We start from the raw sequence: 26216 nt of genomic DNA, 5'->3' as shown, positions 1-26216 counted from the left end.
GTTTGATGATTCAGTCCATTTAAAGACATGTGATCACCATCCGGTGTGCGCAGAGCGTCGCGCTTCCCTACGTTGAGAGTTGTCAGGCGGAGTATCTCTCCGCCTGAACAACCGAAGGAAGTAACACCATGCGCTCCATGCGCACAACGACTGCCAGGACGTTCCTGATCTCCACGATCGCCGTGGCCGGTCTCACCGTCGCTCCCGCACTCGCCTCGGCCCAGCCCAGTGCGGGCAGCGCTCACCTTCACAGCATCGCCGGGGCTCCCGGCAGCAACGGAGCCAACGGCGTGGGGACCCTCGGTGGTATCGGCGGCCTCGGCGGCACCGGTGGCGCCGCGGGTGCCAACGGCAACGGGGGCAACGGAGGCGCCGGCGGCAATGCCACCGGCATCGCGAGCGTCGGTGGCCTCGGCGGCACGGGCGGAGCGGGTGGCGCCAACGGGAACGGCGGCACCGGCGGCTTCGGCGGCGAGGCCAAACTGGGCGGCGCCGGTGGCGAGGGTGGCGTGGGCGGCGTCGGCGATGCCGGTGCCGGTATCACCGGCGGCAAGGGTGGCAACGGCGGAGCGGCCATCGTCGCGGGCGGCCATGCGGGCGGCAAGGGTGGGGCCGGTGGCGCGGCCAGTCCGGTGTGCCCGGGTAAGCCCGGCGGCAACGGAACCGCCGCCACGGCGTTCGCGGACGGCACCACCGGCGCCACCGGCGCCGCGGGCAAGACCACTCTGCCCTGCTGAACACCGCTGGTGATCGGGGCACGGCAGCAGGCCCCATGAGCGCCCGGCCGGGCTTTCCCGGCCGGGCGCTCTGCCGCCGCACGCTCACCCGCGTCGCGTGCGAGAAGGTCGGGGATGCGCCGAGCAGCGGCAACGGGGAGAACGAGGTGCCGGCCGAGGCCGCGCGGAACACCCTCATGCTCGGTACCGACAAGAAGGACAGCCCCCGGGCCGGCGACGGCTGGAAGCGCCGGCTCACGGTCGCGGACTCGGGCGGCAACCCGGAGGTCGCCTCTCACACACCCTGACCGCGCTGCGCCTCCACCAGTTCCCGCGCCTCCTCGTCCGTCGCCACCGAGGGCGGGGAGCCCTCCAGCGGCTGGCGGGCCGTCTCCTTCATCGCGGCGACCGCGATGATGCCGACCAGTCCGGCGAGCATCGTGTAGAACGCGGGCATCAGGTCGTTGCCGGTGGCGCCGATGAGGGCCGCGACCACCAGCGGGGTCGTACCGCCGAAGAGGGACACCGAGATGTTGAAGCCGATGGAGAGCGAGCCGTAGCGGACGTCCGTCGGGAAGAGCGCCGGCAGCGACGAGGACATGACGCCCAGGTAGCAGACCAGGGCGAGGCCGAGGATCAGCAGGCCCGTGAAGACCGCGACCGTTCCGCCCTGCTTGATGAGCAGGAACGCGGGCAGGGCGAGGACGAAGAATCCGATCGAGCCCGCCATCAGGACCGGCTTGCGGCCGATGCGGTCGGAGAGGCGGCCGACGGAGTTGATCAGCGCCATCAGGATCAGCATCACGACGACGATCGACATCAGGCCGCCGGCCTCGCCGAAGCCGAGCTGCGTGAGGTACGTCGGCATGTACGACAGGAGCATGTAGTCGGTGATGTTGAACGCCGCGACCAGCGCGATGCACAGCAGCATCGCCCGCCACTGGCCGAAGAAGGACTCCTTGAGGGACTTCTTGTCGCGCTCGGCGGCCGGTCCGCCCTCCTCCATCTTCTGGAACGCGGGCGACTCGTCGAGCTTCATCCGCAGGTAGAGGCCGATGAGGCCGAGCGGCGCCGCCACCAGGAACGGGATGCGCCAGCCCCAGGACTGCATGGCGTCGTCGCTGAGCCCGGCGGTGAGGGCGGTGACGAGGACCGCGGCGACGGTGTAGCCGATCAGCGTGCCGAACTCCAGGAACGATCCCCAGAAGCCGCGGCGCTTGTCGGGCGCGTACTCCGCGATGAACGTCGCGGCGCCCCCGTACTCACCACCCGTCGAGAAGCCCTGCACCATGCGGCAGAGGACGAGGAGGATCGGCGCCCACACACCGATCGAGGTGTAGCTCGGGATCAGGCCGATCGCCAGCGTCGCCGTCGACATCATGATCATGGTGAGGGCGAGGATCTTCTTGCGGCCCACGCGGTCGCCGAGCGGGCCGAAGAACATGCCGCCGATGGGGCGCACCAGGAAGGCCGCGGCGAAGGTCGCCAGCGAGGAGAGGGTCTGCGCGGTGTCGTTCCCGGAGGGGAAGAACTCCTTGCCGATGATGACGGCGAGGTAGGCGTAGACACCGAAGTCGTACCACTCCATGGCGTTGCCCAGCGCGGTCGCCTTCACCGCCCGCTTGACCTGGGCCTCCTCGGTGACGGTGATGTCCGTCCGGCGCAGGCGCGGGTTCTTGCGGCGGTGGATCGCCCGGAAGAGCGCCCGGTGCCGTGCCACGGCTTCGGGAGCCGGCGGTGCCGGTGCTTCAGGGGCTTCGGGCGCGCTCACTGGTCAGTCACTCTCTCTGTCGGCACCTGGGTCCGTCGGGTCGGACGTCGATCGTCGATCCTCGACCGTCGATCAACATTGCCAATCCCAGGTCAGGGAACGTGCCCGCTGATGGTCCTCACGAACATGGCCCCAAGTCCCTGATCTCAGGGACCTGAGGCCCGTTTCACCACAAATTCACCGGGTAGACGTCAATGGGCGTACAACTGCGACCGGGGGATGACCTGCTGCTCCTGGCCAGGGCTCGACCACAGCAGCTTCAGGTGCGCCTCGCCCGTCCGCTCCGCGTACTCAACCTTGATCGAGTGGCGCTTCCCGGCGGTCAGCCGCACCTCCGCCTTGTCGAGCTTCGGCTCGTGCGGCGTCCAGGAGTCGATGACCGGCTTGCCGTCGATCCAGACGCGGGCCATGTCGTCGGAGACGGTCGTGAGCGTGTACGTCTCCGAGCGGCGCGGCTCGACCGATCCCGTCCAGCGGACACTGAACCGGTCCGCCGGGATCGAGGCGGCCGGTGAGCCGGTGTACTTCCACGCGTGGTTCGGGGTCGCGTCGGTGCGGGTGATCCTCGGGGCGCCTTCGAGGTTCTCGTTGTCGAAGATCTCCTGCTTGAGGCCCTTGCCGTGGCCGGGGCGTGATGTCGGGCCGGGGCCGACCCGCAGCTTGACGACCGTCGCCGTGTCGTTCGTGGCGGCGCCCGACGGTGTGATGTCGTACCCGTCGCCGGACCGGGTGACGGTCACCTTCTGGCCGCTGCCGAGGACACGCGCCGACGTCACCTCGAAGTCCGTGCGCGCCTTCAGGTGCAGGGCGCCGCCCGCGGCGGGCCACCGCGTGACCGCCGCGTACAGCTTGTCGCCCTTGCGGCTCACGTGGCCCCAGGCCGGCTCCTCGACCAGGCCTCCGTAGCGCGCGCCGAAGACCGCTTCGCCCTGGCCCGCCGTGCGCAGCCAGTCGCCCATCTGCCGGAGACGGTCGACGGACGGCTGCGGGACGCGGCCGCGGGCGTCGGGGCCGACGTTGAGGAGGTAGTTGCCGCTGCGGGACGTCGTGGCGAGGAGGTTGCGGGTCAGGGTCCGCGCCGACTTCCAGTTCTGGTCGTGGCGCGTGTACCCCCAGTGGTCGTTGAGGGTCATGCACGACTCCCACAGCTGGCCGTCGACGGGTGCGCCGGGGATCTCCTGCTCGGGGGTGCCGTAGTCGCCGTCGACGACGCGGCGCTTGCCGACGCGGTTGTTGATGACCAGGTCCGGGTCGAGACCGCGGAGGTAGGACTCCAGCTCCTCGCCGTCCTTCGCCGTCCACGGGTTGTGCGGCTTGTCGGTGTCCCACTCGCCGTCGAACCAGAGGAGCGCCGGGTCGTATGTGTCGACCAGTTCCTTGAGCTGCGCGTACATGCGCTTCTCGTACCTGGGGAACGTCACCGGATCCGGGAAGTCCTTGTCGTGCCAGTCCCAGATCGAGTAGTAGAACCCGAGCTTGATGCCCGCGTCGTCGGACGCCGCCTTCAGCTCCGCGAGGATGTCGCGGTTCTCGTCGAAGGACGAGTGGTCGCGCAGATTCCAGTCGTTGACCTTCGTCGGCCACATCGCGTAGCCCTCGTGGTGCTTGGACGTGATGACGATGTAGCGCATTCCCGCGTCCTTGGCCGCCTTGACGACCGCCTTCGCGTCGAAGTCCGCCGGGTTGAAGTTCTGCGCCTGCTTCTCGTACTCCTCCGTCGGGATGTCGCACTCCCGCTTGATCCACTCCGCGTTGCGGCAGGTCGTGCCGTCGGGGCGCCGGTACTCGCCCTCCAGGTTCGAGTACGCGCCGAAGTGGATGAACATGCCGAAGCGGTCCTGACGGAACCAGTTGGTGCGGTCGGCGGTGAAGGGGTCGTCCGCGGCGTGGTCGGTGCCGGGGCCCGCGGCTCGTGCGGGCGGGGTGCGGGACCCGTCGGTGACGGCCGTCGCCGCCGGGACGGCCGTGCCCGCGAGGGCGGCGGCGAGGAGCAGGGCGAGTCCAGTGGCTCTGTGACGCATGGGGCGGCTCCCGGTGTTGTTCCGGTTCCCTTGGTCGGGGGGTCGCACGGGAACGTAGGGACGAATACATCGGATGTCAATGACCCCAACACGCGGCAGATGACACGGATTTGGCCAGCAACGCAACGCATCGATCCGATGACTGCTCGCCTCTGCGGGAGCGGTTAGAGGCGGGGGGCCTACGGGGGAAGAGACCTCCGGTACCCACCACGCACCGCGCGCCCGCACCTCCATCCGACCGACGGAGCCCGTATGCCCCTCCCCCGCCGCACCTTCCTCACCGGACTCGCCGGGACGGCCGGAGCCGCCGCCTGTTCCGGCGGGGCCGCCGACGGCGTCACCAGCGGCACGCCCGCCCCGCGCCGCACAGCCGCCGCCACCGCCGCCGCCGAGGCCGCCCGGCGCCTCCTCCCCCGCCACCGGGACCAGATCGAGTTCAGAACCGCGCCGAAGAAGGCCGGGACGGAGGGCCGCTCCGAGGACTCCTTCCGCGTCACCGGCCGCCGCGGCCGCATCACCGTCACCGGAACCACCCCCGCCACCCAACTCACCGGTTTGCGGCACTACTTGAAACACGTCACCCACGCCAACATCACCTGGGCGGGCAGCCGCACCGACCACCTCCCGTCGAGGCTCCCCGCACCCACCGCACCCCTCACCGGAACGGCCAACACCCCGCACCGCTTCGTCCTCAACGACACCAACGACGGTTACACAGGCGCCTATTACGGCTGGGACTACTGGGAGCACGAGATCGACGTGCTCGCGCTCCACGGCTACAACGAAGTCCTCGTGTACGCGGGCGCGGACGCCGCATACCACCGCGCCTTCCAGGAGTTCGGGTACACGGACGCCGAACTGCGGGCATGGATACCCGGCCCCGCCCATCAGCCCTGGTGGCTCCTCCAGAACATGGCGTCGTTCCCGCACCCGGTCTCCCGGCAGCTGCTCGACGCCCGCGCCCGCCTGGGCCGCCGCATCTGCGACCGGCTGCGCGACCTCGGCATGACGCCGGTCCTGCCGGGCTGGTTCGGGACCGTGCCGCCCGACTTCGAGAAGAAGAACCCGGGTGCGAGGACCGTTCCGCAGGGCGACTGGGTGGGCTTCGCGAGGCCGGACTGGCTGGATCCGCGCACCGGCCATTTCGCGCGCGTCGCCGCCGCGTTCTACCGCGCACAGGACGAGCTGTTCGGCCCGACCTCGATGTACAAGATGGACCTGCTCCACGAGGGCGGCAAGCCCGGCGACGTCCCCGTCGGCGACGCGGCGAAGGGCGTCGAGAAGGCGTTGCGGGCCGCTCACCCGGGCGCCACCTGGGTGATCCTCGGCTGGCAGCACAACCCGCCGAAGGCCATCACCGACGCCGTCGACAAGGAGCGGATGCTCGTCGTCGACGGCCTCTCCGACCGCTTCCCGCATATCACCGACCGCGAGGGCGACTGGGGCTCCACGCCCTACACCTTCGGGTCCATCTGGAACTTCGGCGGCCACACGGCCCTGGGCGCCAACACCCCCGACTGGGCGGCCCTGTACGAGAAGTGGCGCACGAGGAAGGGCAGCACGCTCACCGGGATCTCCCTCATGCCGGAGGCCGCCGACAACAACCCGGCCGCCTTCGAGCTGTTCTCGGAACTCGCCTGGAACCATGGTGACTTGGACTTGGAGGGCTGGTTCAGGGAGTGGTCCACGTCCCGCTACGGCGCCGCCGACCCGCACGCCGAGGCCGCCTGGGACATCCTGCGCCGCACGGCCTACGGAACGACCCGCGCCGACGGGTGGGCCGAGGGCGCCGACGGCCTCTTCGGGGCCCGGCCCGACCTCGCCGCGAAGTCGGCGGCGGCCTGGTCACCGAAGAAGCCGCGGTACAAGGCGGCGGACTTCGAGCCCGCGCTCGGCCAACTCCTCGCGGTACGGCCCGGGTTGCGGAACTCCTCCGCGTACCGCCGCGACCTGCTCGACATCGCCCGGCAGGCGCTCTCCAACCGCGGCCGCGTCCTGCTGCCGCGCGTCAAGGAGGCGTACGACGCCGGTGACGCCGCCCGCTTCGACCGCCTCACCCGCGAGTGGCTCACCCTGATGGACCTGCTCGACCGCCTGGTCGCCACCGACTCCCGTCATCTGCTGGGCCGTTGGGTCGCGGACGCCCGCGCGTGGGGCGCCGACGCGGAGGAACGGGACCGGCTCGCGTACGACCAGCTGTCCCTGATCACCGTATGGGGCACGCGCTCCGGCGCCGACGCCGGCCTGCGCGACTACGCGAACCGCGAGTGGGCGGGTCTCGTGGGCGGTCTGTACCGGCTGCGCTGGGAGCGCTACTTCAAGGAACTCCGTGCCGCCCTCGCGGAGAACCGCACCCCGGAGAAGATCGACTGGTTCGCGATGGAGGAGGCGTGGATCAAGAGTCCGGGGAGCCTGGCGACCCGGCCGAAGGGCGACACGTACAAAGCCGCAGCAAAGGTACAGGCCCATCTCGGAAGCCACTTGGGCGGGTAAAACGCAACTTCGACAAGGTCCGCGGAGGCGGTTACCTTCACCTGGCCTTCAACCAGGGAGAGACGCGTGCCTCAGCTTGCTCTGTACACCTTCGGCGTCCTGAAGTCCCCTCTCGCCGACGCCTCGCCGCTCACGCGCGAGTTCTACGACATCGGCGGGACCGTCTACCAGAAGATCGCTCAGCACCCCGGATACCTCGCGCACGCCGAGCCTGCGGGCGACGACCGGGGCAAGCTCTTCGGGGCGGACTGGGGTGCGTGGGGCGAGTTCACCGTTCCGACCTGGTACGACAAGGGCCGCACGCCGGAGACCACCGCCCTGGCCGCGACCCTGTCGCTCTGGACCGGCCTGCGCCCCGCCTTCGACGCCATCTACACGGGCCTGCACCGTACGGCGCTGAACAGGCGTTACGACTGGTTCGAGAGGACGGGACACCCCAACTACGTGTTCTGGTGGGTCTCCGACGAGGCGATACCCACCTGGCAGGACGGCGTGTCCCGACTGGAGCACCTCCAGGACCACGACCCCGCGCCGCACGCCTTCACCTTCCCCCGCTCGTTCACCCCGGAGGGGGTTCCGGCCGGGTGAGGCGTCGGCGCGGGGGCGCCGCCCCGCCTCACGCGCGCGGGCACTCCTTCCACGCCACGTGATAGATCGTGCTGATGTCGCCGTCCGTCGAGTCCATCGTCATGAAGCTCGACTTCGCGGGGTCGGACGTCCCCAGGCCGACACGCAGCTCCGTGTTGATGTTGAAGTTCCGCTTCACGCCGCACGGCGCCCACACGAGCTGGGCCCAGTCCGTCGTGTCGGTCGCCTGCCAGTTGTCGTTGTAGGCGCCCTTGAACTCATGGCTGATCGCGGCCGTCTGGGGTGAGCCCTGGAAGTAGTACGACGCCTTCTCCGTGCCCTTGGCGCCGGGCTGGAGCGCGGCGTAGCCGCGGTAGTCCGCGCTCGCGATCGCGTACGTGAAGCCAGAGGGGACGTGCACGATCAGGCTGAGCTGGCAGTTCCGGCGGAACGCGGTGGGGTCCGCGCCGCCGCCCGCCTTCGCGAGGTAGTCGCTGTAGGTCACCGTGAAGGCCGTGTTGTCCTGGGAGACGGCGACGGCCGCGGTGCCCAGGGGGCAGCCGGACCCGTTCACCGTCGCGACCTCGATCACGATCTTGTCGGGGGGCGGGTCGAGGATCGACGTCGTGTCCTGCGCGGGGAGCGTCGAGCCGAACAGCGCCGCGACGGCGCCGCTCAGCAGCAGTGCACCGGCCATGGTTCTCCGTTCCTGTTCCGAGGAGGGGGGTTGGAGAAGTGCCTGTGTGCGTGGAACGCGGTGCGGGTGCCTGGAGCGGATTGCGTGAGCGAGGGGATCGTATGGACCCATGGGCCCGGCGCACAGAGCGATGTCCGGCCATTCGGAATCCCCGACTCATCGTGTCTTGACGGGTATACGTCACTCCAGATCTCTGGTAGGAAACCTTCCTAACAGTACGCGGCACGTGAACTCCCCCATCTGGAGGCCCTCGTGGAAACCCCCCACCACACAAGCCCGCGCACCACCCGCACCGACCACACCACCCCGACCTCCCGTCGCACCCTGCTCGCCTTCATCGGCGCGGCGGCCGTGGCGGGCCCGCTCCTCGCCACCGGGTCGGCGAGCGCGGCCACCCCGTTCTCCCCCTTCATCACCGCCGGCGGACTCGACGACCCGGCGAAGAAGGAGATCGCGATGCAGATCGTCTGCAGCGCGGAGAACTCCTCGCTCGAATGGAAGAAGCAGTACCGGTACTGCGAGGACATCGACGACGGCCGCGGGTACACCGCGGGCATCATCGGCTTCTGCTCCGGCACCGGCGACATGCTCGACCTCGTCGAGCTCTACACGCAGCGCAAGCCCGGCAACATCCTCGCCAAGTACCTGCCCGCGCTGCGCCGGGTCGACGGCACCGACTCGCACGACGGGCTCGACCCGACGTTCAAGCGGGACTGGGAGCGGGCCGCCGACACGGACGCGGAGTTCCGCACGGCGCAGAACGACGAGCGCGACCGGGTCTACTTCAACCCCGCCGTCAAGCAGGGCAAGGCGGACGGCGTCGGCACGCTCGGCCAGTTCTGTTACTACGACGCCATCGTCATGCACGGTGACGGCGGCGACTCCACCAGCTTCCGCAACATCCGCAAGCGCGCCCTGCGCTCGGCCAAGCCGCCGGCCCAGGGCGGCGACGAGGTGACGTACCTGAACGCCTTCCTCGACGCGCGCGTCTGGGCGATGAAGCAGGAGGAGGCCCACGAGGACACCAGCCGGGTCGACACGGCCCAGCGCGTCTTCCTGAAGAAGCGGAACCTCAACCTCGACCCGCCGCTGGACTGGAAGGTCTACGGCGACCCGTACCACATCGGATAGGCCGAACGCGCGGGGCGCCCACGGCGTCCCGCGCGCCTTCGCCCCCTCTTGCCCCTCGGCGGTTGAACTGGGTACGGTCCCGGCCAACTCCCCGTCTACGCGCGTCAACACTGTCGACCCCCGCGCTCGACCCGCGCCGACCTGCACCGAGGTGAGAGATCTCCATGTTCTTCCGTACGACCACGACCGTGCTGACCGCGACAGCCGCCCTCCTGACGACGGGCGGCCTCACGGCGTCCGCGGCACACACCCCGAACGGCGGCTGGCAGAAGATCGGGGACGACATCACGTCCGGCATCAGCGGGCTCGCCGTCACCGGTGGCGGCCAGCGGCACGGAGGGAGGGACGCCGTCGTCGTGCGCGACAACAAGAAGCCCGGCGAGAACCGCGTCGCCCGGCTGACCTACCGCCCCGACGGCGACCGCGCCACCTCCACCCACGTCAAACCGCTCACCTGGGCGGGCACCCCGGAACCCGTCGACCTGGAGGCGATCGAGGCGGTGCCGGGCGCCCACGACGAGTACGTCGCCCTGGCGAGCCGCGGCCTGGTCTACCACCTGAAGGTGACCGGCCCCGAGATCCAGGTCCTCGACACCTCCCCGCTCCCCGCCATCGCCGACGGCGACGACTACGAGAGCTTCGCGCTGACCTCGCGGCACGGAAAGCTGGCCGCGGTCTGGGCGGACCGGGGCGCGGGCAGGAAGCGTCCGGCGACGCTGCACGCCGCGCCCTTCTCCTTCAACAAGTACGGCGAGGCCGACTTCGGCCGGGTCGCCACGGCCCGGCTCCGCGCCCCCTACCCGACCGGTCACGTCCGGCACGCCTCGGACATCTCCGTCGCACCCTCGGGCCGCCTCGTGATCAGCTCGGCGTCCGACGCGGGCGACGACGGCCCCTTCGCCTCGGCGGTCCTGAACGCCGGGAAGCTCTCCGTGAGCCGCTCCGGCAAGGTGCGGCTGTCCGTCGCCAAGTCCCCTGACGTGGTGCGGAAGTTCAAGGGCGTCAAGATCGAGGCGGTCGAGTGTCTGCCGGGATCCGGCGGCAGGGCCCTGCTCGGCACGGACGACGAGAACGCGGGCGGCTCGGTCAACTCCGCGGCGGTGTGCGGGAAGTAGGGGTGTTACGGTCCCGGCATGCCCGAGATCGAGATACCCCAGGCCGAGCACCCCAAGGCCGAAATCGACGCGCTGACCGCCGAGTTCTTCGGGGCCTTCGACAACCGCGGCGGCAAGGCCGCGGATGTCGCCAGGATCCGGCGGCTCATGCTGCCCGGCGGCGTGATCGTCGTGACAGGACCGCAGTACGCGGCCTACACCGTGGAGGAGTTCATCGAGCCCCGCGAACGGCTGCTCGCCGAAGGCCGCCTCGTCGAGTTCGCCGAGTGGGAGGTCTCGGAACGCACCGACATCGCCGGCGACATCGCGTGCCGGTTCGGCGAGTACGCCAAGGCGGGCGTCATGGACGGCGAGCCGTTCGAGGGCGGCGGCACGAAGACGATGCAGTTCGTCCGCACGCCGGAGGGCTGGCGGATCGCCGCGTTCTCCTGGTACGACCGCCCCTGACCGCGCCCTCTCAGCCGAGGATCGGGATGGTCCGGGAGGACGCGATCCGCCGGGTGCCGTCCTCCTTCACCAGTACGCGCGTCAGCCGCCCCGCGGAGGCGGGCAACGGAACCACCGCTTCGCCGTCGGCGAGCGGCGACGCGAGTGCCTGACGCATCGCCTCCTCCAGCGTGTCCCGTCCGGCGACGTGGCGCCCGCCGAAGTGCACGACGGTGGTGTCGGCGGCGTGCACGGTGGACGAATCGGTACGCGTGACGGCTCCCCGTGGAGGTCCGGGCCGGGACGCCCCCTGCGGGCTTCCCTGCGCCGCATCCTCGGACCTCAAGAACACGCGAGGTCAAGCGATCGGACCACGAGGTCTGCACGCGATGCTGCCCTTCGGTTCCTGGCCCCGACGGGGCCCTGCGGGAAGAGTGGGTCGCTCTGTACCTGGAGGAGTCCCGTTGCGCGACCACGACCACGCCGCAAAGCACGACGCCGCGAAAGCGCGGGCCGCGGCCCGCAGACCCGCGGCCCCGGCCGGCGCCCCGCTCCAGGGGCTCCTCGGACTGCAGGGCTCGGCGGGCAACGCCGCCGTCGTCCAGATGCTCCGCCGGGCCGGGCAGCCCGCGGGACAGGAGCAGCATCAGCACGGCGCCGGCTGCGGCCACCGGCAGGCCGACGAAGCCGTGGTGCAGCGCGCGGGCGGGCAGGACACGACGGCCATGGACATCGACCGGCTGGAGTTCTCCGACGCGGAGGAGCTGTCGGACGGGGGCACCGACTCGGAGGCCGGCGAGTACGACTACCCGTCGTTCATGGCCGAGCGCGGCAAGCACCCCCGCTCCACCACGCCGACTCCCCAGCCCGCGGCGGGGTTCGGTGACAGCACTTACGGCATCGACCCCGGCAAGGTGAAGTCGATGCGCGAGGACAGGAAGCAGGGGCGCGACGTACCGCCGCTGCGGTACCGCAAGGACAACGAGCCCCTGTACCGCTGGGACGGCAGGACGCCGGACCAGATCCTCGGCAAGGGGTTCAAGCCCTGGAACGAGAAGCTGCCGGCGAGCCTGCGGCACTACCAGAAGCTCCTTCAGCGGACGGGGTTCGTCAGCACGACCCGTTCGCCGGGCGGTTACGTGCCCGATTGGGCGCGGCAGCCGGACGGGAGCGGCTGGCGGTACGTGATCCACGCGCCCGGCGGGATCGACCTGGTGGACACGCTGGGGACGACGTCCTTCGCCCAGCAGCAGGAAGTCATCTTCTGGAAGGGCATCCAGGCGGGTTACGTGGTCCGCGCGGAGCTGTGCGACGCGGGCGGCAACGTCATCAAGGTCGTCAAGAGCGGCGGCGACGACGCGATGGACATCGACGGCTGAGCGAGGTGGGGAAGAAGCGTTCCCTCGCACGGGACCTGACCGCGCGAGGGAACGGTGTGGCTGTGCCGTGATCGGTAACCGGGGCCTCAGTGCGCCACCGCCTCGCTCTGGCCCTTGCCCTGGCCCGGCACGCGCGTCTCCGCGATCTCACCGCCCGGCTCCATCGGTGCCGTCACGTCGTCCTCGTCGCGGCCCTTGCCGATGTGGTTGAAGACCAGGTTCAGGAGCACGGCGGCCACGCAGCCCGTCGAGATGCCCGAATCGAGGATGATCTTCGCGGTCTCCGGGAACGCGTGGTAGAACTCCGGCGCCGCGATCGGGATGAGGCCGACGGCGAGCGAGACGGCCACGATCAGGACGTTGTTGTCCTTCTCCAGGTTCGCCTTGACGAGCGTCTGGATGCCGCTCGCCGCGACCGAGCCGAACAGGACGACGCCCGCACCGCCGAGCACGGGGCGCGGCACGACCGCGATGAGCGAGGCGGCCATCGGGCAGAGGCCCATCAGGACGAGGAAGCCGCCGCCGGCGGCGACCACGTACCGGCTGCGGATCTTGGTCATCGCGACCAGGCCGATGTTCTGCGCGAAGGCGCTGCACATGAAGCCGTTGAAGAGCGGGCTGACCGCGGAGCCGAGGGTGTCGGCGCGCAGACCGGCGGCGATGGTCTTCTCGTCGGCGGGACGGCCCACGATCTCGCCGAGGGCGAGCATGTCGGCCGTCGACTCGGTCATGGAGACGACCATGACGACGCAGAGCGAGACGATCGCGGCGGCCGCGAACTGCGGGGCTCCGAAGTGGAACGGCGTCGGGAAGCCCACGACGTCCGCGTCGCCGACCGGGCCGAAGTCCGTGACGCCGAACGGGATGGCGATGAGCGTGCCGATGACGAGGCCGAGCAGGACCGCGATCTGCTTCACGAAACCGGTGGTGAAGCGGCGCAGCAGCAGGACGACGACGAGGGTGATGCCGGCGAGGCCCAGGTTCTTCATCGAGCCGTAGTCGTCGGCGCCGGGGACGGGTCCCTGCGCCCAGCCGAAGGCGACCGGCATCAGCGAGATGCCGATGAGGGTGATGACCGTGCCGGTCACGACCGGCGGGAAGAAGCGGATCATCTTCGAGAAGAACGGGGCGGCGATGAAGCCGAGGACGCCCGCCACGATCACCGCGCCGAAGATGATGGGCAGCGCGTCGTCCTTGTTGTCGGTCGACTCGACGACCGCGAGCATCGGGGCGACACCGGCGAACGTGACGCCGTTGACGAAGGGCAGCCGGGCGCCGATCTTCCAGAAGCCGAGGGTCTGGAGGAAGGTGGCGAGGCCCGCGGTGAAGAGGCAGGCGCCGGTGAGGAAGGTGAGGTCCTTGGCCGAGAGGCCGATGGCGGCGCCGACGATGAGCGGCGGCGCGACGACTCCGGCGTACATGGCGGCGACGTGCTGGAGGCCGGTGGTCGCCATCTTGAGGGCGGGGAGCTTCTCGTCGACGGGGTGTACGAACCCGTCGGTGCGTATGGACCCGTCGTCGGTCTCTGGGTCCGGGGTGTTGCCTTGCTTGGTGAACCTGGGCTGAGTGGCCACTGTGGCTCCTCCGGTTGTTTTCCGGTCCCGGCGGGGCCGCCGGCACTTTTCGCTTCTGGGAGGTGGTGCATGGTGCAAGGACTTGCTCGGTATGCAGTTGTGGGAAACGCGCCCAGGTAGTGCTGACCGCCCCGGGAACGCGAAGTGTTGGGCCGCGTTCCGGGGCGGCACTTGAGCAGCCCGCTCGGCTGCTCAAGTCCGGTCGAGGGCCGTCCCCCCCGACCGGAGTTCTCGGGTTCAGCTCTCGGCGGCGATCCGCGCGAGACGCTGCGCCTGCTCGCGGGTGGAGCGGGCGATGGCGTCCTCGTCGGCGTGCAGCAGGGTGCCGTTCTCGACGACCGGCTTGCCGTTGACGAGGGAGAGCGTGACCGGGGCGGCCGCGCCGAAGACGATGGCGGTCACCGGGTCGGCGATGGAGGCGTGTCCGATGCCGTCGATCTTCCAGAGGACCAGGTCGGCGAGCTTGCCGGCCTCCAGGGAGCCGATCTGCGTGGCGCGGCCGAGGACCTGCGCGCCGCCGTACGTGCCGAGGCGCAGGGCCTGCCGGGCGTTCAGGGCGGCTTCCTTGTGGGCGCCGAGGCGGTTGATCAGCAGGGCGTTGCGCAGCTCGGTGTGGAGCTCGCCGGACTCGTTGGACGCGGTGCCGTCGACGCCGAGGCCGACGGGGACGCCCGCCTTGAGCATGTCGGGGACGCGGGCGATGCCGGCGGCGAGGCGGGCGTTGGAGGACGGGCAGTGGGCGACACCGGTCTTCGTACGGGCGAACGCCTCGATGTCGGAGTCGTTCATGTGGACGCAGTGCGCCATCCACACGTCCTCACCGAGCCAGCCGGTGGACTCGAAGTAGTCGGTCGGACCCATGCCGAACAGCTCGTGGCAGAACTTCTCCTCCTCGACCGTCTCGCTGCCGTGGGTGTGCAGGCGCACCCCCAGGCGGCGGGCCAACTCGGCGCCCTGCTTGAGGAGTTCGGTGGAGACGGAGAACGGCGAGCACGGTGCGACGGCGACCTGCGTCATCGCGTCGAAGGACGCGTCGTGGTGCTTCTTGACGGTCTCCTCGGTGGCGGCGAGCGCGCCCTCGAGGGTCTCGACGGCGAAGTCCGGCGGCAGACCGCCGTCCTTCTCGCTGCGGTCCATGGAACCGCGGGCCAGGGTGAAGCGGACGCCCATCTCGGAGGCGGCACGGATGATGGAGCCGGAGAGGTCGCCGGAGCCCCGCGGGAACACGTAGTGGTGGTCCATGGCGGTGGTGACGCCGCCGCGGGCCATCATGCCGAGGGAGCCCTGCGCGGCCGCGTACGTCATCTGCTCGTCGATGCGCGCCCACGTCGGGTACAGCGCCACCAGCCAGTTGAACAGGTTGTGGTCGGTGGCCAGCCCCCGGGTGATCCACTGGTAGAAGTGGTGGTGCGTGTTGACCAGGCCGGGGGTGACGAGGTGGCCGGTGGCGTCGACACGGCGTACGACGTTCTCCAGGCCCTCGGGGGCCCGGCCGGCGCCGATCGACTCGATCTTGTTGCCGGCGACGACCACGTGTCCCGAGGCGTACTCGGTGTCGTTGGCGTCGACCGTCGCGATCGCGGCGTTCTCGATGACGATGCGCTCTACGGCGCCTTCCTGGGTTGCCGGTGCAGCCATGGTGCTTCCTTCTCTACTGGTGGCGTTGCGATGTGGGCACGGCATGACCCTAGGAAGATTTGAGTGCCGCGGCGGCTTCTGCGCTGCCGCGGGTGCCGAGATGGTGGAAGAACAGGTTGAGCGTGACCGCGACGAGCGCGCCGGCGCTGATGCCGGAGCCGAGCACGGTCTGCGCCCAGGCGGGGAACTCCGCGTAGAAGGTGGGGGCGGCGAGCGGGATGATGCCCGCGCCGAGCGCCACGGCCACCAGGATGATGTTGGAGCTGTCGTCGAGGCCCGCCTCGGAGAGCGTACGGATGCCGCTGACCGCGATGGAGCCGAAGAGGACGATGCCCGCACCGCCGAGGACCGGCATGGGGACGACGTTCACGACGGCGCCGAGCACCGGGAAGGCGCCGAGCACGATGAGCGCGCCGCCCGCGACCGCGACGACGTAGCGGCTGCGTACGCGGGTCAGTGAGACCACGCCGACGTTCTGCGCGAAGGCCGAGGTGGGGAAGCCGCCGAAGACGGGTCCGACCAGGGTGGCGATGCCGTCCGTGCGCAGGCCTCGGGTGATGGTCCTGCCGTCGGTCCTGCGCTCGCAGATCTCGCCGAGGGCGAGCATGCCGGCCGCGGACTCGGTCATCAGGACCAGCATCACGATGCAGAGCGAGAGGATCGCGGCGGGCTGGAAGACGGGGGCGCCGGAGGCGAACGGCGTGGGCAGGGCGGCGAGCGGGGCCGTCTGCACCGATGTGAAGTCGGCCATGCCGAACGGGATCGCGGCGAGCGTTCCGATGAACATCCCTGCCAGCAGGGCGACTTGCTTGAGGAAGCCGCGTCCGAAGCGCTGGAAGAGCAGGATCACGACGAGCGTGAAGGCGGCGAGCGCGAGGTACTTCGTGTCGCCGAACGTCGGGGCGGTCTCGTCGCCGCCCTGCGCCCACTTCACGGGCACGGGCATCAGCGTGACGCCGATGAGGGTGATGACGACGCCGGTGACGAGCGGCGGGAAGAAGCGGAGCAGCTTGCCGAAGAAGGGTCCGACGGCGAGGCAGAAGACACCCGCGACCATCACCGCGCCGTAGATCGCGGGGAGTTGGTCGCCCTTGGCGTTGGTCTCGGCGATGGCGAGGATGGGCGCGATGCCCGCCGAGGAGGCGGCGTTGACGAACGGCAGGCGGTTGCCGACGAAGCCCTTGACGCCGAGGGTCTGCAGGATGGTGGCGAGACCGGCGATCAGCAGACCTGCGGCGATCAGCCTGGTCTGGGCCACGGTGTCCAGGCCGCAGGCCTGGCCGATGATGAGCGGAGGGGTGACCACACCCGCGTACATGGCGGCGATGTGCTGGAGTGCGGCGGGGACGAGCCGCGAGGGGTGGAGCTTCTCATCCACCGGATGACAGTCGAAGGTTGACTGCTCGTCAGCTGTTTCGGCTGTGTCCGATGGGGTGGAACACGGGCCTTCGGCTGCTGCCGGCCCCTTTGCAGGCTGTGCCATTGCGGATGTTCCCTCCGGTGTGGCGCGCCCCCGCCCACTGCGGTGGGGCGGGGGCGCGCATCCCGCGTCAGAGGTTGGTCATGTCGACCGGGATCTTCGGCTCGACGCCGTCCCGCAGGATCGTGGCCTCGATGAGGCCGTACGGGCGGTCGGCGGCGTAGTAGACGGCTCCGTCCTTGGCTTCGTTGTCGAGGCCGAAGGGCGAGAGGTCCTGACGGAAGTGGTGCTTGTTGGGCGCGGAGAAGCGGATCTCGTCGATCTCGCTGCGGTTGTTGATGACCCGCGAGCCCATCTGGTACAGCGTCTGCTGGAGCGAGAGGGAGTAGGTCTCCACGAAGGCGTGCAGGATGTGCTTCTTCGCCTGCTCGTAACTCCGCTCCCAACTCGGCATGCGCTGCTCGTCGTTGGTCCAGTTGTGCCGCCACCAGGTGGACAGGGAGGTGGCGAGGATGCGGTCGTAGTCTTCCTGGAGGGTCGTGTACTTGTCCTTGATGAAGCCCCAGAACTCGGAGTTCGTGGAGTTCATCACGGTCAGGTCCTTCAGCCCCGAGAGGACCTCGAAGTTCTCGCCGTCGTAGGTGATCTGGGCGAGCCGCGTCTCCTGGCCCTTGCGGACGAAGGAGTGGTTGACCTCGTCGGCGCCGATGAACTTGGCGTTGCTGTCGGAGCCGCCGATGCGCTCCCAGGAGTACTCCTCGATCCGGATCCGCGCGCGGTGGATCGAGGGCTGGCTGTCCACGAAGTGCCGGGCGAGGTGGATGCCGTACTGCTCGGCGGACTCGATGCCGTACTCCTTGGCGAACGCGAAGCAGGTGTTCTTCGTCGTGTCCGTCGGCAGGCAGTTGGCGTTCGAGCCGTTGTAGTGGACGTCGTCCAGGTCGCCGGAGAGGGCGACGGAGACGTTCAGGTCTTTGATGTGATGGGTGTCGCCGTCCCGCGTGATCTTTACGACCCGGTTCTCAGCCTTGCCGTACTGGTTCTGTCCCAGAATGGTGGGCATGTCTGCTAGCTCCCTCGGTAAACGGAGTAGCCGAACGGGTTGAGCAGCAGCGGTACGTGGTAGTGCTCGCCCGGCTTGACGGCGAACGTGATCGCCACCTCCGGGAAGAACGCTCCGGTCGCACCGCTGTCCCGATTCGCGGGGGCGTCCTGCTGCGCCTCGGCTTGCTTGTTCTGCGTGTTCTGCCTGGCCACGAAGTACGCCTCGGTCTCGAAGTCGAGGCGTACGTGCGAGGTGCCTTCCGGCAGGGCCGGCAGGTCCTTGCACCGCCCGTCCGCGTCGGTCGCGCTGCCGCCGAGCGCCTTCCACTCCTCGCCCGCTCCGCCGCGGGCGGACAGGGAGATGGCGACGCCCTCGGCGGGGCGGCCGATGCTGGTGTCCAGGATGTGCGTGGACACCGAGGCGGTCGTTTCCGTGCTCATGCGTCGTTTCCTTCTTCTACGAGGCGGGTCAGGCGGATGCGGTTGATCTTGCCCAGTTCGCTGCGGACGATCTCGCGCTCTCCCTCCGCCTCGTTCTCGATCCGGATCTTGAGCTGGCCGAGCATGAACTCGGCGGTCGCGCCGGTCGCGCAGATCAGGAAGACGTGACCGAACTTCTCCTGGTAGGCCAGGTTCAGTTCGAGCAGTTCGGCCTTGAGCTCCTCGGAGGCCCCGGCCATGCCGCGCTGTTCGCGGGCGGAGGTCGGGTCCCCCGGCTTCGGGCGGCCGATCGGTGGGTGCCCCGCCATCGCCTCGGCCAGATCCTCGGCGGTGAGCTCGGCCATGGCGGCGTCGCTCGCAGCGAAGAGGGCTTCGACGGTGGGGAAGGGGCGCTGGGCAAGCAGCTTGCTTCCCCAGGCCGAAGAGGCGCAGGCCTCGTGGAGGGCGGCGGTGGCCGCGGCCTCCTCCAAGGCGTTGAACCGGGCAATGCCCGGTGTCGTACTCGAAGTCACGGGAGCCTCCGTGGCCTTGTGCTGGACGGGCTGCGGAACAGCTAAGACCTTCAACAACGCAGCGTCAACACTTTGTTGAAATAACTTGAACAAAGAAGCCGTCACCCGGCAATACGGGTGACGGCTCGGCCGCGCAGCGTGACCACAGGGGGTGAATTACTCGCTCTTGGCGGCGTTCTCCCTGTTCAGGTAGTTGTAAACGGTGAAACGGCTGACGCCGAGCGCTCCCGCCACCGTCTCGACACCGTGCCGGACGGAGAAGGCGCCGCGCGCCTCCAGTATCCGGACGACCTCCTGTTTCGCCTTGCGGTCCAGCTCGGACAGGGGCCGACCCCGCTTCCGCTCCAGGGCGAGCAGGATGTGGTCCAGCGAGTCGGCGAGCTGCGGCAGCCGCACGGCCACCACGTCCTCGCCCTCCCAGGCGAGCACGACGTCGTCGGTCCCCGCCTGGTCGGGCGGCACCATCTCGCCGCCCATGGCGTCCACCAGCGGTTTCACCGCGGTGACGAAGGGGTCGTCCCCGAAACCGGTCACTTATCCGCCTCCCCCGGGTCCGCCGGCCCCGCCGGCTCGCCGATCACGTTGACCTGGAGCGAGACGCGGGTGGCGCCCGCCCCCAGGGACCGGCGCAGCATCGCGTCGACGGCATTGAGCACCGCGTCGACGTCGCCCTCGGCCGTATTGCCGAACGGACCTACGTCCACGGTGTCCAGCGGGGCCCCCTGGATGACCTCACGAGCCACCACCGCATGCGCGGGGGCCTCGTCGAGGTCGAAGGGTTCGGTCGTGAACTCCACTCTCAATCGCACGCCCAACAACCTAACGCCGCCGTCGGAATTTTCGGCAGCCCCCTCTTGACAGCTTCCGCGAATCGGAGGCAGTCTTCCACCAGACAGAAATGAACTTCCGCAATACGGAAGGAGCGCGGAAGCCCCATGGGATACTCCGACCAGCGCTTCGATGTGAACCTGTCGATCCTCTTCACCGAGCTCCCGCTCCTGGAGCGCCCCGCGGCCGCCGCGAAGGCGGGCTTCGGCGCGGTCGAGCTGTGGTGGCCCTGGGTCGACGCCCCCACCCCCGAGCAGTCCGAGCTCGACGCCCTGAAGAAGGCGATCGAGGACGCGGGCGTGCGGCTGGTGGGCCTGAACTTCTACGCGGGGCAACTGCCCGGTCCGGACCGCGGCGCCCTGTCGATCCCCGGCGAGGAGAGCGAGAAGTTCCGCGCCAACCTCGCGGTGGCGGCGGACTTCGCGAAGTCGCTCGGCTGCACGGCGCTGAACGCGCTGTACGGCAACCGCGTCGACGGCGTGGACCCGGCCGCACAGGACGAACTCGCCCTGGAGAACCTGGTGCTCGCGGCCCGCGAGGCCGACCGCGTCGGTGCGATCCTGCTGATCGAGGCGCTGAACAAGCCGGAGTCGCCGCTCTGCCCGATCGTGAGCGCCCCCAAGGCGATCGAGATCGTGGACAAGGTGAACGCGGCCACCGGCCTCGGCAACGCGAAGTTCCTCATGGACCTGTACCACCTGTCCATGAACGGCGAGGACCTGCCGTCGGTCATCGAGCGGTACGCCGCCAAGACCGGCCACGTGCAGATCGCGGACAACCCCGGCCGCGGGGCCCCCGGGACGGGGTCGCTGCCGCTGGAGGCCCTGCTCGACCAGCTCAAGAAGACCGGCTACGAGGGCTGGGTCGGCCTGGAGTACAAGCCGGGCGACGCCCCGAGCACCGAGGCCTTCGGCTGGCTGCCCGCCGAGGCCCGCGCCGCGCGCTGAGCGCCACCTCATCGACGTAGAACACGCTTTAGAGCCGTAAGAGAGGCACCCTCATGAGCAACCTCCCCAAGATCGCGTGGATCGGCCTCGGCATCATGGGCTCGCCCATGTCCGAGAACCTGATCAAGGCGGGTTACTCCGTCACCGGCTTCACCCTGGAGCAGGACAAGCTGGACCGGCTGGCCGCGGCCGGCGGCACGGCCGCCAAGTCCATCGCCGAGGCCGTGAGGGACGCCGACGTCATCGTGACGATGGTGCCCGCCTCCCCGCAGGTCGAGGCCATCGCGTACGGTCCCGACGGCATCCTGGAGAACGCGAGGTCCGGCGCGCTGATCGTCGACATGTCGTCGATCACCCCGCAGACCTCCGTGGACCTGGCCAAGGCCGCCAAGGAGAAGGGCCTGCGCGTCCTGGACGCCCCCGTCTCCGGTGGCGAGGCCGGCGCGATCGAGGCCGTGCTCTCCATCATGGTCGGCGGCGAGCAGGCCGACTTCGACGAGGCCAAGCCGCTCCTCGAGGCTCTGGGCAAGACCATCGTGCTGTGCGGTCCGCACGGCTCGGGCCAGACCGTGAAGGCCGCCAACCAGCTCATCGTCGCCGTCAACATCCAGGCGTGCGCCGAGGCCGTGGTCTTCCTGGAGAAGTCCGGTGTGGACCTGAAGGCCGCGCTCGACGTCCTGAACGGGGGGCTCGCGGGCTCGACCGTGCTGACCCGCAAGAAGGACAACTTCCTGAACCGGGACTTCAAGCCCGGCTTCCGGATCGACCTGCACCACAAGGACATGGGCATCGTCACCGACGCCGCCCGCAACGTCGGCGCCGCCCTGCCCGTCGGCGCGGTCGTCGCCCAGCTCGTCGCCTCGCTGCGCACCCAGGGTGACGGCGGCCTCGACCACTCCGCCCTGCTGCGCTCCGTCGAGCGCCTCTCGGGCGCCGAGCTCTAGCCCTTCCAGAGCTCCCCCCAACTTCCGGGCCGTGGCGGCGCTGACACCTGTCCTGTCGCGCCCAGGCGTCGCCGCGGCCCGGAACTCCTTCATCAACTTCAACAAACTGTTGACGTAGCAGTTCAGGGGTCCTTACGCTCCGAACACCTCAGCAGTCACAGCACGGAAGGTCACGATGTCGAAGCGCGTGCTTACGACCGAGTCCGGCGCCCCCGTCGCCGACAACCAGAACTCCGCCACCGCCGGCGTCGGTGGCCCGATCCTCCTGCAGGACCAGCACCTGCTGGAGAAGCTCGCCCGCTTCAACCGTGAGCGCATCCCGGAGCGTGTGGTGCACGCCCGTGGCTCGGGTGCGTACGGCTACTTCGAGGTGACCGACGACGTCACCGGTTTCACCCACGCCGACTTCCTCAGCGAGATCGGCAAGCGCACGGAGGTCTTCCTGCGCTTCTCGACCGTGGCGGACAACCTGGGCGGCGCGGACGCCGTCCGTGACCCCCGTGGCTTCGCGCTGAAGTTCTACACCGAAGAGGGCAACTACGACCTCGTCGGCAACAACACCCCGGTCTTCTTCATCAAGGACCCGCTGAAGTTCCCGGACTTCATCCACTCCCAGAAGCGCGACCCGTTCACGGGCAAGCAGGAGCCGGACAACGTCTGGGACTTCTGGGCGCACGCCCCCGAGGCGACGCACCAGATCACCTGGCTCATGGGCGACCGCGGCATCCCCGCCTCGTACCGTCACATGAACGGCTACGGCTCGCACACGTACCAGTGGAAGAACGCCAAGGGCGAGGCCTTCTTCGTCAAGTACCACTTCAAGACGAACCAGGGCATCCGCTGCCTCTCCGCCGAGCAGGGCGCCGAGACCGCGGGCAAGGACCCCAACTCGCACCAGACGGACCTGCTGCAGGCCATCGAGCGCGGCGTGAACCCGTCCTGGACGCTGCACGTGCAGATCATGCCGGCGGCGGAGGCGGCCGACTACCGCTTCAACCCGTTCGACCTCACCAAGGTGTGGCCGCACAAGGACTACCCGCTCCAGCGCGTGGGCCGCCTGGTCCTGGACCGCAACCCCGACAACGTCTTCGCCGAGGTCGAGCAGGCCGCCTTCTCCCCGAACAACTTCGTTCCTGGCATCGGCCCCTCCCCCGACAAGATGCTCCAGGGCCGCCTGTTCGCCTACGCGGACGCGCACCGCTACCGCCTGGGCGTCAACCACACCCAGCTCGCGGTGAACGCGCCCAGGGCGACCAAGGCCGACAACTACGGCCGCGACGGCCTGATGGCGTCCAACGCGTACGGCCGCGACCGCAAGAACTACGAGCCCAATTCCTACGACGGTCCCGTCGAGACGGGTCAGCCGCTGGCGGCGCCGCTCGCCGTCGCGGGCTACACCGGCACGCACGAGGCCGCGACCCACACCAAGGACGACGACTTCTTCCAGGCCGGTGAGCTCTACCGCCTGATGTCCGAGGACGAGAAGTCCCGTCTGGTGGCGAACATCGCCGGCGGCCTCTCGCAGGTCTCCCGCGACGACGTCATCGAGAAGAACCTCGCCCACTTCCACGCCGCCGACGCCGACTACGGCAAGCGCGTCGAGGAAGCGGTCCGCGCCCTGCGCGAGGACTGAGCGAGTGTCGCAGTAACTCCCAGGCTGCGCCGGTGAGTTGACGGGAGGTCGACTCACCGGTGCTGAGCCCGCACCGCCACGGACCCGGATGAGGGGTGGTCCCGTGCGCACCGCGGGCAGTCCGCTCCGGCGGACAGGCACGGGTCCGCGGCGGCTCTGCGAGCCAGTGCGGTGGTAAAGGTCCGACGGACTCCCTTCTCGACCTGAGGGAGGGGAATCCCCGGCCCGTCGCAACCGCCGCGGTCCCCGCCGACGCCCCCCACCGGGGGCCTCCAGACTCCGTCCGGCAGCGCGTATGCATGTTCCGCCAGTCGCGCGCGGTCGGGCGGCTACAACTTCACAGCCCCACAGGCCCTTTCGTGGCCCACAGGGCAGCTGAGCCGGAGCGGCGAGCACGGGACGGTCCCCGTACTCGCCGCTCTTCTGCGTACGCACGCCCCCGCTGCTACGGCAGCGCCCGCCCCTACACGACGATCCCGTACGGGATCGTCTCCTACTGGCCCGGCCCCTTCAGCTACGCGCGGGCCACCGCGAACCGTGCCGACATCAACGTCCGCGTGCCGGCGTCGTCCTGTTCTGGCAGCGCCGCTGGACCAGGTCGCGGCCTGATGTCCGTCCGCAAGCTCGCCGTCACCCGCCGCGGGACGCGGCGTCCACCGGAAGAAGAGCGGGGGTCACGAGGGCTTCACCGCCGGCTGTGGACGGTGACTTCGGGGCCGCTGCCTACTCCGCGGTGCGGCGGGCGCAGGCCCTCTGCCGTTCGTACCACCCGAGCTTCCCGGTGGACGGCACCGTCGGCCCGAAGACCTGGCGGCTGTTCCGGTCCGCCTGAGCGCACGCCGAAGGGGCGGCCCACCCCCCACGGGTGGACCGCCCCAGTCGGTGGGCAGGCCGGTGTCAGACCTTCAGCGGGCGGATCGCCGTGGGCGCGTGGCCCGGCTCCGTCGCGAGTTCCTCGAACTCCTTGACCGCGCTGATGTCGGCCGTCGGGCTCATCGAGATGTTGGTGATGCGCTCCAGGATCGCCTCGACGACGACCGGCACCCGGTACTCCTGGGCCAGCTTCTTGGCCTGCTCGAGGGCCGTGCCCAGCTCGTTCGGGTCGGTCACGCGGATCGCCTTGCAGCCGAGGCCCTCGGCGACCTTGACGTGGTCGACGCCGTAGACGCCGAGCTCCGGGCTGTTCTGGTTCTCGAACTCCAGGTTGACCTGGAAGTTGATGTCCAGACCGATCTGCGCCTGACGGATCAGGCCCAGGTACGCGTTGTTCACGAGCACGTGGACGTACGGGATGCGGTGCTGCGCGCCGACCGCCAGCTCCTCGATCATGAACTGGAAGTCGTAGTCACCGGAGAGGGCGACGACCTGCGTGTCCGGGTCCGCCTTCGCGACGCCGAGCGCGGCCGGGATGGTCCAGCCGAGCGGGCCCGCCTGGCCGCAGTTGATCCAGTGGCGCGGCTTGTAGACGTGCAGCATCTGTGCGCCGGCGATCTGCGAGAGACCGATCGTCGTGACGTACCGCGTGTCCTTGCCGAACGCCTTGTTCATCTCCTCGTAGACGCGCTGCGGCTTCATGGGGATGTCGTCGAAGTGCGTACGGCGCTGCAGGGTCTCCTTGCGCTCCAGGTGGGAGGCGACCCACGCGGAGCGGTCGGGCAGCTTGCCGGCCGCCTTGAGCTCCTTGGCGACCTCGACGAAGAGTTCGAGGGCGGCCTTGGCGTCGGAGGCGATCCCGTAGTCCGGCGCGAAGATCTTGCCGATCTGGGTCGGCTCGATGTCGACGTGGACGAACGTGCGGCCCTCGGTGTACACGTCCAGCGCGTAGCCGGTGTGGCGGTTGGCCCAGCGGTTGCCGATGCCGAGGACGAAGTCCGACTCCAGGAACGTCGCGTTGCCGTAGCGGTGGCCGGTCTGCTGGCCGACCATGCCCGCGTTCAGGTCGTGGTCGTCGGGGATCGTGCCCCAGCCCATCAGGGTCGGCACGACCGGCGTGTTGGTGATCTCCGCGAACTCGACCAGGAGGTCGGAGGCGTCGGCGTTGATGATGCCGCCGCCCGCGACGATCAGCGGACGCTCGGACTCGACCAGGAAGGTGATCGCCTTCTCGATCTGGGCGCGGGTCGCGGACGGCTTGTAGACCGGCAGCGGCTCGTACGTCTCCGGGTCGAACTCGATCTCCGTCTGCTGGACGTCGATCGGCAGGTCGATGAGGACCGGGCCGGGGCGGCCCGAGCGCATCAGGTGGAACGCCTGCTGGAAGATGCCGGGAACCTGCGCGGCCTCCAGGACGGTGACGGCCATCTTCGTCACCGGCTTGGCGATCGTCGCGATGTCGACGGCCTGGAAGTCCTCCTTGTGGAGCAGGTGCGTCGGCGCCTGGCCCGTGATGCAGAGGATCGGGATCGAGTCGCCGGTCGCGGAGTACAGGCCGGTGATCATGTCGGTGCCGGCCGGACCCGACGTACCGATGCAGACTCCGATGTTGCCCGGGTTGGTCCGGGTGTAGCCCTCGGCCATGTGCGAGGCGCCCTCGACGTGGCGGGCGAGGGTGTGGTCGATGCCACCGCCCTCCTTGAGCGCCTTGTAGAAGGGGTTGATCGCGGCGCCCGGCACACCGAACGCGTTGACGACGCCTTCGCGCTTGAGGATCTCAACTGCCGCGCGGGCAGCGGTCATACGAGCCATGGGGTTCTCCTGCTTCGACAGCTACGACAGCTTTTCGGCTGCCGGATTCGGCTGGCGGATCCGGCTCCCGTCGCGCCCCGCGGTGAGCTTGTGTTTCCGCATTGTGGAAATTTAGTTCTGCTATATGGAAGCAATGTAAGCGGGGGTGTCGGACAGCGTCAAGAGAGACAGGGAGAAAAGCCCCGGGGGCCCCGGCTCCTGGGCTCCGGTGCTTTGGTGCTGCGGCGCTTTGGT

At 69.5% G+C, this 26216-nt stretch carries 25 protein-coding genes; 12 read left to right on the top strand and 13 right to left on the bottom strand.

All coding sequences use genetic code 11. The features are described 5' to 3' along the window. Positions 1-137 precede the first annotated feature (137 nt). Together AC07DO_RS17590 and AC07DO_RS17585 are read left to right on the top strand one after the other, a co-directional pair. The gene (locus AC07DO_RS17590) at positions 138-737 is read left to right on the top strand and encodes a hypothetical protein (RefSeq protein ID WP_479060534.1); all 600 of its coding nucleotides are present in this window, start codon (positions 138-140) and stop codon (positions 735-737) included. A 35-nt stretch (positions 738-772) separates the two neighbouring features. Continuing rightward, complete coding sequence (locus AC07DO_RS17585; protein ID WP_479060532.1) at positions 773-1024, top strand: hypothetical protein; 252 nt, start codon at positions 773-775, stop codon at positions 1022-1024. On the opposite strand, the gene proP is transcribed toward AC07DO_RS17585, so the two are convergent. Further along, the gene (gene proP / locus AC07DO_RS17580; protein ID WP_479060530.1) at positions 1012-2487 is read right to left on the bottom strand and encodes a glycine betaine/L-proline transporter ProP; all 1476 of its coding nucleotides are present in this window, start codon (positions 2485-2487) and stop codon (positions 1012-1014) included. The genes AC07DO_RS17585 and proP overlap by 13 nt on opposite strands. Positions 2488-2678: 191 nt before the next feature. After that, positions 2679-4508 carry an alpha-L-fucosidase gene (locus AC07DO_RS17575; RefSeq protein WP_479060528.1) on the bottom strand — a complete coding sequence of 610 codons (1830 nt, stop codon included), beginning with the start codon at positions 4506-4508 and terminating at the stop codon, positions 2679-2681. 252 nt (positions 4509-4760) lie between these two features. On the opposite strand from AC07DO_RS17575, the gene AC07DO_RS17570 reads away from it, so the two are divergent. Next, entirely contained in the window at positions 4761-7001 is a 2241-nt protein-coding gene (locus tag AC07DO_RS17570; protein ID WP_479060526.1) for an alpha-N-acetylglucosaminidase, read from the top strand. Positions 7002-7067: 66 nt separating this feature from the next. Continuing rightward, positions 7068-7589, top strand: coding sequence for a DUF3291 domain-containing protein (locus AC07DO_RS17565; protein WP_479060525.1), 522 nt, complete (start codon positions 7068-7070; stop codon positions 7587-7589). Between the two features lie 28 nt (positions 7590-7617). Here AC07DO_RS17565 and AC07DO_RS17560 read toward each other — a convergent pair whose 3' ends face one another. Further along, the gene (locus AC07DO_RS17560) at positions 7618-8265 is read right to left on the bottom strand and encodes a DUF4360 domain-containing protein (protein WP_479060524.1); all 648 of its coding nucleotides are present in this window, start codon (positions 8263-8265) and stop codon (positions 7618-7620) included. 252 nt (positions 8266-8517) lie between these two features. Here AC07DO_RS17560 and AC07DO_RS17555 point away from each other — a divergent pair, with 252 nt between their 5' ends. The 3 genes from AC07DO_RS17555 (at position 8518) to AC07DO_RS17545 (ending at position 10958) form a co-directional block, all read left to right on the top strand. After that, entirely contained in the window at positions 8518-9396 is an 879-nt protein-coding gene (locus AC07DO_RS17555) for a chitosanase (protein WP_479060523.1), read from the top strand. A 164-nt stretch (positions 9397-9560) separates the two neighbouring features. Then, positions 9561-10511 (top strand): hypothetical protein, encoded by a 951-nt coding sequence (locus AC07DO_RS17550; RefSeq protein WP_479060521.1) that lies wholly within the window; start codon positions 9561-9563, stop codon positions 10509-10511. A gap of 18 nt (positions 10512-10529) precedes the next feature. Then, positions 10530-10958 carry a nuclear transport factor 2 family protein gene (locus tag AC07DO_RS17545; RefSeq protein WP_479060519.1) on the top strand — a complete coding sequence of 143 codons (429 nt, stop codon included), beginning with the start codon at positions 10530-10532 and terminating at the stop codon, positions 10956-10958. A 10-nt stretch (positions 10959-10968) separates the two neighbouring features. On the opposite strand, the gene AC07DO_RS17540 is transcribed toward AC07DO_RS17545, so the two are convergent. Beyond that, positions 10969-11190 (bottom strand): hypothetical protein, encoded by a 222-nt coding sequence (locus AC07DO_RS17540; RefSeq protein WP_479060517.1) that lies wholly within the window; start codon positions 11188-11190, stop codon positions 10969-10971. A 211-nt stretch (positions 11191-11401) separates the two neighbouring features. On the opposite strand from AC07DO_RS17540, the gene AC07DO_RS17535 reads away from it, so the two are divergent. Beyond that, a complete protein-coding gene (locus AC07DO_RS17535; RefSeq protein WP_479060516.1) occupies positions 11402-12316 on the top strand; it encodes a scabin-related ADP-ribosyltransferase in 915 nt (304 codons plus the stop codon). An 86-nt stretch (positions 12317-12402) separates the two neighbouring features. Here AC07DO_RS17535 and AC07DO_RS17530 read toward each other — a convergent pair whose 3' ends face one another. From AC07DO_RS17530 to AC07DO_RS17495, 8 genes are all read right to left on the bottom strand, one after another. Next, positions 12403-13770 (bottom strand): nucleobase:cation symporter-2 family protein, encoded by a 1368-nt coding sequence (locus AC07DO_RS17530; protein WP_479060735.1) that lies wholly within the window; start codon positions 13768-13770, stop codon positions 12403-12405. A gap of 357 nt (positions 13771-14127) precedes the next feature. Further along, positions 14128-15528, bottom strand: coding sequence for an 8-oxoguanine deaminase (locus tag AC07DO_RS17525; protein ID WP_479060514.1), 1401 nt, complete (start codon positions 15526-15528; stop codon positions 14128-14130). A 49-nt stretch (positions 15529-15577) separates the two neighbouring features. Then, positions 15578-17011 carry a nucleobase:cation symporter-2 family protein gene (locus tag AC07DO_RS17520; protein WP_479060513.1) on the bottom strand — a complete coding sequence of 478 codons (1434 nt, stop codon included), beginning with the start codon at positions 17009-17011 and terminating at the stop codon, positions 15578-15580. Positions 17012-17078: 67 nt separating this feature from the next. Further along, a complete protein-coding gene (gene pucL / locus AC07DO_RS17515) occupies positions 17079-18011 on the bottom strand; it encodes a factor-independent urate hydroxylase (RefSeq protein ID WP_150186926.1) in 933 nt (310 codons plus the stop codon). Positions 18012-18016: 5 nt separating this feature from the next. After that, the gene (gene uraH / locus AC07DO_RS17510) at positions 18017-18433 is read right to left on the bottom strand and encodes a hydroxyisourate hydrolase (protein ID WP_479060511.1); all 417 of its coding nucleotides are present in this window, start codon (positions 18431-18433) and stop codon (positions 18017-18019) included. Further along, positions 18430-18945, bottom strand: coding sequence for a 2-oxo-4-hydroxy-4-carboxy-5-ureidoimidazoline decarboxylase (uraD, locus tag AC07DO_RS17505; protein WP_479060510.1), 516 nt, complete (start codon positions 18943-18945; stop codon positions 18430-18432). The genes uraH and uraD overlap by 4 nt, the downstream gene beginning before the upstream one ends. 156 nt (positions 18946-19101) lie before the next feature. Beyond that, positions 19102-19479 (bottom strand): helix-turn-helix domain-containing protein, encoded by a 378-nt coding sequence (locus AC07DO_RS17500; RefSeq protein ID WP_479060508.1) that lies wholly within the window; start codon positions 19477-19479, stop codon positions 19102-19104. Continuing rightward, positions 19476-19754: a YkoF family thiamine-binding protein gene (locus AC07DO_RS17495; RefSeq protein ID WP_479060507.1), complete on the bottom strand. Its 279-nt coding sequence runs from the start codon at positions 19752-19754 to the stop codon at positions 19476-19478. The genes AC07DO_RS17500 and AC07DO_RS17495 overlap by 4 nt, the downstream gene beginning before the upstream one ends. A 126-nt stretch (positions 19755-19880) precedes the next feature. Between AC07DO_RS17495 and AC07DO_RS17490 the strand changes: the two genes are divergently transcribed. The 4 genes from AC07DO_RS17490 to AC07DO_RS17475 all read left to right on the top strand — a co-directional run bounded on the left by AC07DO_RS17490 (position 19881) and on the right by AC07DO_RS17475 (position 24129). After that, on the top strand, positions 19881-20720 hold the full coding sequence (locus tag AC07DO_RS17490) for a TIM barrel protein (RefSeq protein WP_479060506.1): 840 nt from the start codon (positions 19881-19883) through the stop codon (positions 20718-20720). A 53-nt stretch (positions 20721-20773) separates the two neighbouring features. After that, a complete protein-coding gene (locus AC07DO_RS17485) occupies positions 20774-21664 on the top strand; it encodes a 2-hydroxy-3-oxopropionate reductase (RefSeq protein WP_479060505.1) in 891 nt (296 codons plus the stop codon). A 175-nt stretch (positions 21665-21839) separates the two neighbouring features. Beyond that, on the top strand, positions 21840-23297 hold the full coding sequence (locus tag AC07DO_RS17480; protein WP_479060504.1) for a catalase: 1458 nt from the start codon (positions 21840-21842) through the stop codon (positions 23295-23297). A gap of 697 nt (positions 23298-23994) precedes the next feature. Then, entirely contained in the window at positions 23995-24129 is a 135-nt protein-coding gene (locus AC07DO_RS17475) for a peptidoglycan-binding domain-containing protein (protein ID WP_479060503.1), read from the top strand. A 65-nt stretch (positions 24130-24194) separates the two neighbouring features. On the opposite strand, the gene gcl is transcribed toward AC07DO_RS17475, so the two are convergent. Next, positions 24195-25982 (bottom strand): glyoxylate carboligase, encoded by a 1788-nt coding sequence (gene gcl, locus AC07DO_RS17470; protein ID WP_479060502.1) that lies wholly within the window; start codon positions 25980-25982, stop codon positions 24195-24197. Between the last annotated feature and the right edge of the window lie 234 nt (positions 25983-26216).

This window comes from Streptomyces sp. NPDC045678 (assembly GCF_056432085.1).
This window is presented reverse-complemented; position numbering and strand designations above follow the sequence as displayed.